This window comes from Lentzea cavernae, assembly GCF_014653695.1.
In the GTDB taxonomy this organism is placed as follows: domain Bacteria; phylum Actinomycetota; class Actinomycetes; order Mycobacteriales; family Pseudonocardiaceae; genus Lentzea; species Lentzea cavernae.
Map to the genome: position 1 here is coordinate 141592 of NZ_BNAR01000018.1, position 9136 is coordinate 150727.

The 9136-nt window shown below is 64.9% G+C and carries 7 protein-coding genes; all 7 read left to right on the top strand.

The features are described from left to right. Positions 1-83: 83 nt before the first annotated feature. Complete coding sequence (locus IE307_RS38935; RefSeq protein WP_191304485.1) at positions 84-2198, top strand: ATP-binding protein; 2115 nt, start codon at positions 84-86, stop codon at positions 2196-2198. A gap of 48 nt (positions 2199-2246) precedes the next feature. Further along, positions 2247-5018, top strand: a complete 2772-nt coding sequence (locus IE307_RS38940) for a toll/interleukin-1 receptor domain-containing protein (RefSeq protein WP_191304486.1) — start codon at positions 2247-2249, stop codon at positions 5016-5018. Between the two features lie 681 nt (positions 5019-5699). After that, entirely contained in the window at positions 5700-6149 is a 450-nt protein-coding gene (locus IE307_RS38945; protein WP_191304487.1) for a hypothetical protein, read from the top strand. Positions 6150-6184: 35 nt separating this feature from the next. Further along, positions 6185-6868, top strand: coding sequence for a Crp/Fnr family transcriptional regulator (locus tag IE307_RS38950; RefSeq protein WP_191304488.1), 684 nt, complete (start codon positions 6185-6187; stop codon positions 6866-6868). 1078 nt (positions 6869-7946) lie between these two features. Beyond that, entirely contained in the window at positions 7947-8471 is a 525-nt protein-coding gene (locus IE307_RS38955; protein ID WP_191304489.1) for a YbaB/EbfC family nucleoid-associated protein, read from the top strand. Further along, positions 8468-8767, top strand: coding sequence for a hypothetical protein (locus tag IE307_RS38960; RefSeq protein WP_191304490.1), 300 nt, complete (start codon positions 8468-8470; stop codon positions 8765-8767). The genes IE307_RS38955 and IE307_RS38960 overlap by 4 nt, the downstream gene beginning before the upstream one ends. A gap of 44 nt (positions 8768-8811) precedes the next feature. After that, complete coding sequence (locus tag IE307_RS38965; protein WP_229905502.1) at positions 8812-9123, top strand: hypothetical protein; 312 nt, start codon at positions 8812-8814, stop codon at positions 9121-9123. Positions 9124-9136 lie beyond the last annotated feature (13 nt).

The window sequence follows — 9136 nt, forward strand, 5'->3', positions numbered from 1 at the left end:
GCCGTGGAGTCCCCGGTACGGACGCAGCGATCCTCGCCAGTTGTCGGTCACGATGGACGTGTCGACCAACGGGAGGAGGCGGAATGGGCGAGTCGGTGCCACTCGACGGCACATCGGTGTTCAACCGCATACAGCGCAACTTCGGGGTTGCCGCGCAGATCGGAGTCGTCCACGGCAACCTCACCGTCTCCTCGGCGGGAGACGCGACTCCGGTGCCACAGCAACTGCCAGGCGACGTCACGCATTTCACTGGACGCGATGCGGAGCTGAGGAGGCTCGATCAGCACCTGTTGGGCAGCTCGCCGGTCCCTGCCGTGGCGGTGATCTCGGGTCCAGCGGGGGTGGGGAAGTCCGCGCTCGCGGTGCACTGGGCGCACCGGGTAAAGGAACGTTTTCCCGATGGCCGGCTGTTCGCGGACCTGGATGGGTTCGGGCCAGATGCCCCAGGGTCGCCCGCCTCGACGGTGTCCTCCTTCCTGCGCGCGTTCGGCGTGGCGCGGCCGGACGAGTGGGTTGACCTCTCCGAGCGCGCGGCCCATCTGAGAACGATGCTGAGCGGTCGCCACGTGCTGCTCGTGCTCGACAACGCGCGATCAGCTGAACAGGTCCGTTCACTCCTGCCTGGGTGCGGCACGTGTGCTGTCATCGTGACCAGCCGCAACCGCCTGACGAGCGTCGCTGTCCAACAGGCCGCGGTCAACGTCGAGCTGGGCCTCCTACCGGTGGAGGAAGGCGTCGAGTTGCTGCGGAGAACCGTTGGCGCTCGTGTCGCGGCCGAACGACCGGCTGCCGCGGAGATCGTCGACCAGTGCGGGGGACTGCCGCTGGCCTTGACCGTGCTCGCTCATCACACGGCTGCCCGTCCTGCCTTGCGGCTCGCCGACCTCGCCGCTGAACTGGTGGACGAGAAACGCCGGCTCGACATCCTGAGCACCGACGACCCGATGTTCTCGGTCCGCGCGGCGCTGTTCAAATCCTATCGCGGGCTTGGGATCCGGTCTGCTGCCACGTTTCGGCTGTTCGGCCACCTGCCTGGTCGGCAGCTCAGCGTCGAGGCGTTGGCGGCGGCGCTGGGCACGGACGGCGCGACGGCAGCATCGACGCTGAACGAGCTGGTGAGGGAACACCTCGTGATGGAGCCGCAACTCGGCAGGTACTCGATGCACGATCTTCTCCGGACGTACGCGGCGGAGGTGGGACACCAGAGCTCCACCGGATCGGCTCCCGTGCGCCGGATGTTCGACCACTACCTTGCGAGCGCGGTGCGAGCGGATCGGCTGATCACGCCGGGCCGCTTCCAGGTGGCGGATGCCGCCGCCGACCTGGAAGCGGGAGTCGCCCATGCTGACGCGGAGGCCGCGAGGAACTGGATGCGGGCGGAACTGCCGACCCTCATCGCCCTGTTCCAGGTCGAGGACCTCGCTCTGGATGCTCATCTCTGGCAGCTCGCCTACACCCTGCGCGGGTACTTCTACCTGGCGCGTGAGCTGGACGCGTGGTTGCGGACGCACGAGGTCGCGCTCGGTGCGGCCACCCGACTCGGGGATCGTCGTGCTGAGGCGATCACCCGCAACAACCTCGGCATGGCGTTCGCGGCGGTGCGGAGACTGGACGAGGCGGCCGTGCAACACCGTGCTGCCCTGGCCTTGTTCGACGCGCTTTGTGACGGGCGTGGCGCAAGCGACAGCGTCGCCAACCTCGGTGCCGTGCTGAGCCGGCAGCAGAGGTTCGAAGAAGCACTTCTGCACCAGCGGCAGGCGCTGCGTTACTACCTCGACGAGGGGCTGGTGCGCAACAGTGGCATCACGTTGCGGAGCATGTCCAACGCCCACGCGGCGCTCGGGCAGCTCGACGACGCGGCCCTTTGTGCGGAGGAGGCGTTGAGCCTCGCATTGGTGCGCGAGCACGACATGGACATCGCCCAGGCTGCCAACACACTCGGAGCCGTGCGGGAACGAGCGCAGGACTACGTCCACGCGGAGATCGCGCTGCGGCAGGCGCTGGCCCACGCGGAGCGGGGAGGCAGTGCCCATGAACAGGCGAGAGCACGGTGGGCGTTGGGCAGGGTCGCCATGGCCACGGGGCACACGGCCGACGCGCGGACCTTTCTCGGTGCGGCAATGGCGTTCTACCGGCGAATCAACTCACCTTTCGCGGATTCCGTCTCAGATGTACTGAAAGGACTCTCTGGGCGATGAACGCAATTCTTGTAGGGATACGAACGATCACGCACTATTGTCCCGGCTGTGACGCCTGCCGCGAACCTCCATCGCAAAAAGATCTTCTTCTCCTATTCGGGTCCGTCGCGAGAACGCGTTGAACAGATACTCGAACGTCTGAAGCGCAAGGGTTACGACACGTACCTCGATCGGCGGGGCAACCGCCTCGGGGACCCGGTCTCCGCCAAGGTGGAGTCCGAGCTGCAGAGCAGCACTCTCTGCCTGGTCTACTACTCGGCGCGGTACGCGGTGCGCCACGCCTGCCAGTTCGAACTGATGCAGGCGCTCACCGCGGACAGACGTTCGGGCGGTGAAGCGCGCACCCTCGTGATCAACCCTGAGACGAGCAAGGCACACATCCGCCCGGCGATGTTGAAGGACAAGCTTTACGTCAGCGACGACTCCACCGACGAGGCCCTGGAGCAGATCGTCAAGGAGGTCGAGCTGCGGCTGGAGAAGCTCAGCGGGACGTACCAGGGCATCAACTTCAATCACCTCCCGCGGACGGTCCGTGGGCGTTCCAGCGTGACGCCCCGGGTACGCCGGTACGGCTCCATGTGGGCGCTGGAGTCGGCACTGCACGCACGGCGGTATCCGCTGACGCATCAGCCCACCAACGGAATCGCGGTGCTCACCGGTCTGCGGGGCGTGGGCAAGACCAGTCTGGCGGACGACTACGTCTCGCACTTCGCCTACGAATACCAGGCCGTCGTCCGCGTCGACCTGACCGACGCGACCGGTACCACTGCGGAAACCGCGTTGCGCGAGGCCATGACCGACGCGAACAACGAGCTCGAGGCCTCCAAGGGCAACGTCCTTGTCATCGTCGACAACGTTCCCGCCGGCGTGCCGTATCAACACTTCTCCGCCTGGATCGACAGTCCCGAGCTGCTGCTCCTCGTGATCTCCGAGCACGCCGAGTACGCGAAGCTCGGACAGGAGGTCCGGCTCGCCGGCCTGACCGACGACGAGGCGATCGCCCTCTTTTACCTGCTGCACAGCTTCGACCAGGACGACGACGCCGCGAAGGAGCAGGTGCGCCAACTGGCGGACGCCGTTGACAACCACGTGATGGCGGTGTCGGTGCTGGCCGCAGCGGCATCCTCGAGCCTTGGACTCACCACGCTGACGGAGCACGTCGGTCGCGTGATCGACGGATCGTCCGACACCACGGCCAAGCTCTCTGATCTGTTCGCGGACCGTTTCAGCGCGCTGGACGAGTACCAGAGTTCGGTGCTGCGCTTGCTGGCGGCTTGCGGTCCCGCAAAGGTGCCGGCCCGTCTGATCCGCGACGTTCTCACCAAGGTGGGAATGGACGGATCACGTGTTCCGGACGTCATGGAGTCCTTGCGAGCGAACATGTTCGTGCGCAGGCAGGGCCAAGCGTGGCAGGCACACGGCCTCGTCCGGCAGGCCGTCCGGCGTCACCTCGGGGAACAGGCAGTGGACTGGCTGGCCACATCGTGCGCCGAGTACCTCGCCGCCGTGCTGTGCGAAGGACCCGAGGGCCACGATCCAGCGTCCTGGAAGCTGTTGGTCCGCCACGCCAGGTACCTCCTCGATCAGCCGGTCATCGCGGAGGCCACCGTGAAGGCGCTGCTTCCGATAGTTGCCGCGGAACTGCGCGAAGAGGGACACCCGGCCTCGGCGGCCCGCCTGCTGCAGCGCCTGATCGCGCTCGGTGCGGAGACCCCGGATCTTGCCGTGGACGCCGCCTCCGACCACTACGACGCCGGGGAGTACGAGGAAGCCGAGATGATCGCGGGGAGGACGCTGACGGCGGAACCGACTCGTGCCAACGTGTTGCTGAGCTGTGTGCGCGCGGCGTCGCTGGATGCGTTGGGACGTTACAACGACGCTGAGCCGTACTGGCTGCGCGCGACCGTGTCGCAGAGCCTGGGCGTGCTGAGTGAAGCTGAACGGGTGAAGGTCCGGCTGCGATGGATCCGCGGGCAACGGCTACGGGGAGTCCTCAAGGAAAACCTGCCGGAGCTGGAGAAAGTGCTCGCGGCCGCCTCAGACCTGCCTGAGAGCCTCGGTCTGCTGGCACGGATCGAACTCGCGCACATCGAGATGGCGACGGACGAGCAGGAGAAGGCACGAACGCATGCCAAGCAGGTGCTCGACCATTATCGCAGCGTGGGGCGGCAGAACCACGCTGCGGCGATCGAGGCCGCGTACGTGCTGGCGACGGCGCAGTTGCGCCTCCAGTTCACGGAGTTCAGGGCGGCACCTGACCGCTGGAAGGAAGCCGAAGACACCTTCCGCCGGCTTGCCGAGAAACAGGAGGCGGACCTCGGCTCGCGCAACGTGGACGTGCTCGCCTGCAGAGTGAACATCGACTTCGCGCTCATGTCGCGGGGCAAACCCAAGGAAGCGTTGGAGAGCATCAAGAAGCTGCTCCCGGTGTTGCACGGGAGGCTGGACGAGCGCCACCCGATCGTCCTGCGCGAGTACTTCGTGCAGGGGCTTTCCCATCAGCAGCTCGCAGACTTCGACAAGGCCGTTGACGTCTTGGAACGTGCCCACAGCGGGCAGTTGGCCGTGCTCGGGATCGCCCATCCCGAGACCTTGCAGACACAGTTCGAGTTCGCCATGGCCCTGAGGCTTCGAGATCACGGAAGCGACCAGCGACGCGCGATCGCGTTGCTGGACGAGGTCGTCGAGCGGGCGAAGAAGATCACCGGATGGCTCAACGACCTGCCGTGGCAGGCCTACACCGGGGCGTTCGCGGCACGCTGGGCCCCGTTGTGGCTGCTTCGCCGTGCGCACAAGGACAACCACAAGCATAAGTGGTGAACCGCCGACGGTGTTCGGGTCCGTAACGACCTGGGTCGGGACTGCCGCATATGACTCACTTTCCTTTTTTCTGCACCAGCACGCGCGTGTTCGACTGGCGGTCGTAGGTCACAGACCCGCAAGGAGCGCTTGGTGAACAAGGAACTCGCGAGAACCGTAGTTCGTACGTCAGCGCAGTACCTGATCCACAAGAAGCACTTCGGGCCCGGGGCGATCAATGCGGATCTGGAGATCCTGATCCATCACCTCGAGAGCCTGCTCTCGGAGGCGTACCTGGGCGAGACACTCGCGAGGTTCACGGAAGAGCCTGGCGACTCCGTTCGTGAGGAGACCCTTCGCCTGCAACTCCTTAACTTCTTGCGCGCCAACCCGGAGGCCGCGCGAGTATTGGCCGGCGCTCTCGCGAAGATCAGGCCCAGGCCGTGGTGGGATCGCCAACGCGGTTTGCTCATAGGAGGCACGGCGGTGGCGGTGGTCGCTGTGATCGGTCTGGTGGTGTGGCTGGCCGCACCCGGAAGTACGTCCACCGGTCCTCGTGCCGAGCCGATTCCGTCGAGCGCGACCGCCACCACCACGACGACAACGACGACCACCACGACAACGTCCAGCGTTGTCCCGTCGTCGTCAGCTCCACCATTGACCTCGATCCCCGTGTCGGGGCAGCCAGGAGACGGAGGATCTGTGGCTTCGGGAACGAAGATCTTCGTCGACGGCCTGCCCAGACCCCAGAACACGTGGATCTTCCGCAACGGTGACCACGACGTGCAGCTGGTCCAGTTCAACAACTCGATGTGGGGCAGTCTGAACTCCTGCTACACCAGCGAGCGGAGCGTCAGGCAGGAGTTCAAGCTGCGCAACTTCAAACGCCTCGAGGTGCCGGCCGTCGACACCGACAGCACCTCGGACACGAGCATGAGCGTGAAGTTCCAGGTGTTTGCCAACGCGGAGCAGGTCACACCGCTCTTGGAGGTCGTGACCGGGCCGGGGGAGACGAAGAAGATCGAGCTGGACTTGCCCGCCAATGTCTTCTCCCTGACGTTCCAGGCTTCTTTGCTGACTGCCGATGTGAAGAACTGCGTGCGGGGCAACGCCGTGTGGGGTTCACCCCACGTGGTGGCCGGCCGGAGCTGAGCAGCCATTCCACTCTTCGATGATCGGGAGCACCCGTGACGAGCAGCCTGTGGACGCACGAACTGAGCGCACGATGCGCTCAAAGCACTTTCTGGGGCCGCCTCAAGGATAATGAGAGAGCGGCCTTCGCCAACGTGGCCAAGGTGGAGCGGTACAAGCGCGGCATGAGCCTGATGAACGTTGGCGACCCCGGCAGTTGGCTCGCGGTGCTGTGCGTCGGCCGAGTGCGCATCCTCGATGGAACAGGTGACCGGCTCGTGGCGATCCGAGTCCCTGGTGACATCGTCGGTGAGCAGGCGATCATCGACCAGCAGCGAAGATCGGCGGTGGTGGTCGCGGACTCGGCCGTGCGAGCGGCTCAGGTGCGGGCGAAGGAGTTCGAACGGCTGATCAGTGCTATGCCGCGGCTGCTCCGGGTGGTCTGCACGGTGATCTCGGAGCGGCTTCGTGAGGCGACCCTCGCCAACGCCAGCCAGAACGACTCTTTCACCAAAGTGGTGCGTTATCTCGTCAACGAGCTGGAGAGAGGCGGGGGACTGGCCTCCACCAACTCGGCGGTCCACATAAAGTCCCAAGATCAGCTGGCAGCACTGCTGGGGTTGTCCCGCGAATCGGTGGTGCGCGCTTTTCGGCGATTACGCGACCTCGGCGTGGTGGCGACACGGAACGGCGTCGTGACCGTTTGCGATCCACTCCGGCTGCGTGTCCTGGCACGTTGATCATCTCCGCAATAACCTCTGGTTCCTGCAGGGTCTGACGGCGCAGGCGTGGCGTGGTCGTTCAAGTCCGCGGCGATGACCGTGTCGCGGCTGGCGGGAATGACAGGTCGTGCTCGGCCGATGGTTGCCACCGTCTATGCAGCTCGGTCATTGCCTGTCCTACGGCTTGCGACGTGACGACTGGGCAATCCGCCAGGTCGGTACCGTCCAGTACGCGTCGAAGCGAATACCACCCCTCAGGGCAGGAAGTGTTGAGAGCACCACCGCACACATACACACACCTGTACGTATTCGTCGTAGAGCGTGCGGTTGCTGCGGACATCGCGACCTTCGAGGAAGCCGGAACCTGTGGACTGGTTGGTTCCGGGACATGATCAACAGGCCGAGTTCTTAGACTCCTTTACTCGGCCGGTTACACTTGGAGGTGACCTGGAAGAACAGGCCGGAGCACGACGCTCAGTGGTTCCACGACTGGGGTCAAGGGGTCGCAGGTTCAAATCCTGTCGTCCCGAGGGGCAAGAGGGTTATCGCAGGTCAGGCACTGCGAGGACCTTCTTTTTGTGATCTTGCCGAGTTCTGCCGGGTCGAGCACGCCGATCATCGACCCCTATACTTAGATAGTTATGCCTGTATTCCGGTGTCTTTCGAGCGGGCTCGGCGGGAAGAGCGAGGCATCTTCATTCGATAGGAAAGTCATGGACCCCTCTGCTGGTCAGTGGCAGGAATCAATGGGGGCAAGCCCTCTAGTCGCATCACGTTCATGGGAAGAGTCAGGCGGTGGCTGAACTGGGCCGTCCGGTGGGGCCCGCTTCGCGGCGACTCACACGCATGTCGCACTGAGCCAGCGTCGCAGATCCGAAAAGGTGGGCATGAACTTCGAAACTTCGTGAGGCGTATGGCATGTTCAGTCGCGATCCGGTTCCTGCTGACCAGTCGTTGCCGTGGACTCGAGTGGTTCGCGATGCTCATTGGTCTGGTCGTGAACCCGCCATATCGGGATTACGTGATTGAGCTGCATGCCGTAGCACGGTCCGTTACTCTCTGCTCGCGTTGAGTAAGAGGTGACCCTGGGGGACGCATGATCGATCCTGAGCAGCTGCTCAGCCAGTACGAAGGCAAGCTCGTGCAGGCGCAGGCCAAGAGCGATGCCATCCGCGAGAACCTCGCCCACCTGCAGGTCACTGAGCGCAGTCCTGACGGTCAGATCACGGTGACCGTCAATGACGCAGGCAACCTGGTCGCATTGCAGCTTGGCCAGGCGTTGCAGCGCAAGGACGGTGCAGCCGTTGCGCAGGACGTCATGCGCACCCTGCAGGCGGCGCAGAGCCGTATCGCGGGCGTTGTCCAGGAGTCGATGGCACCGCTGCTGGGTGCCGACTCCGAGACCATGCACTTGATGATGGACAAGCTGCGCAGCGCGCAGCCACCGCCTCCTCCGGAGCAGTACGTGCCGGGAAACGGAGGTTGGGGGCCGACAGAGCCCCGCTTGGGCTCCATTGAGGACGACACGCCACCACCGCCGCGGTCGCAGCAGGCTCCTCGTCCACCACAGCATCGTCCGATCGATGATGACGACTTTGGCAACGGGAGCATCCTGCGATGAACTACCGCATCGATCTCGCCGAGATGGACGCTCACGCCAAGCGTGTGAACGAGATCGGCGGGCGCATCGGCACCGCCATCGGAGCGGGCAACGCGGCCTCGAACCCCGAGGCGTTCGGCCTGCTCGGCATTCCGCTCGCGGCACTCTGCTCGGCCGCGCAGCACATGGCGATGAACACCCTCAACGACGCCGCCGAGGCCGCGCTCGATCACCACAAGCGGGTCAAGGCATGGCGTGAGGACGTCAAGAACAACGAGGAAGAGCAGGCCAGCCGCTTCAAGACGGGCGATTCATGAGCACTCCGAGCATGGGGCCTGCTCCGGCCCCCGCCGAGAACCCGTTGATCCGCAAAGGCCAGGACACCCCGAAGACCGAGGGTGCCGGGCTGTTCCACGACGTGACCGAGGCAGTGAGCGGCTTCTCCGATGGCAACTGGGCCGAGGGCTTGCTCAACCTCGCCAGCGCGGCGGGTGACATCGGCAAGATGCTGACCGATCCGCTGGCATACCTGTTCAGCGCGGGCTTCGGCTGGATGTTCGAGCACATCGGCTTCCTGAAGGAGCCGCTTGACTGGTTGACGGGTGACCAGCAGATACTCGATGTGGAGTTGTCCCCGGTTCCCGGACACGGGGTGTTCACGCAGCGTAGGTGATGCGTGTTTCGGT

Coding starts and splice junctions, on each gene's coding strand:
- IE307_RS38935 (WP_191304485.1), top strand. CDS start 84: ATGGGCGAGTCGGTGCCACTCGACGGCACATCGGTGTTCAACCGCATA.
- IE307_RS38955 (WP_191304489.1), top strand. CDS start 7,947: ATGATCGATCCTGAGCAGCTGCTCAGCCAGTACGAAGGCAAGCTCGTG.
- IE307_RS38960 (WP_191304490.1), top strand. CDS start 8,468: ATGAACTACCGCATCGATCTCGCCGAGATGGACGCTCACGCCAAGCGT.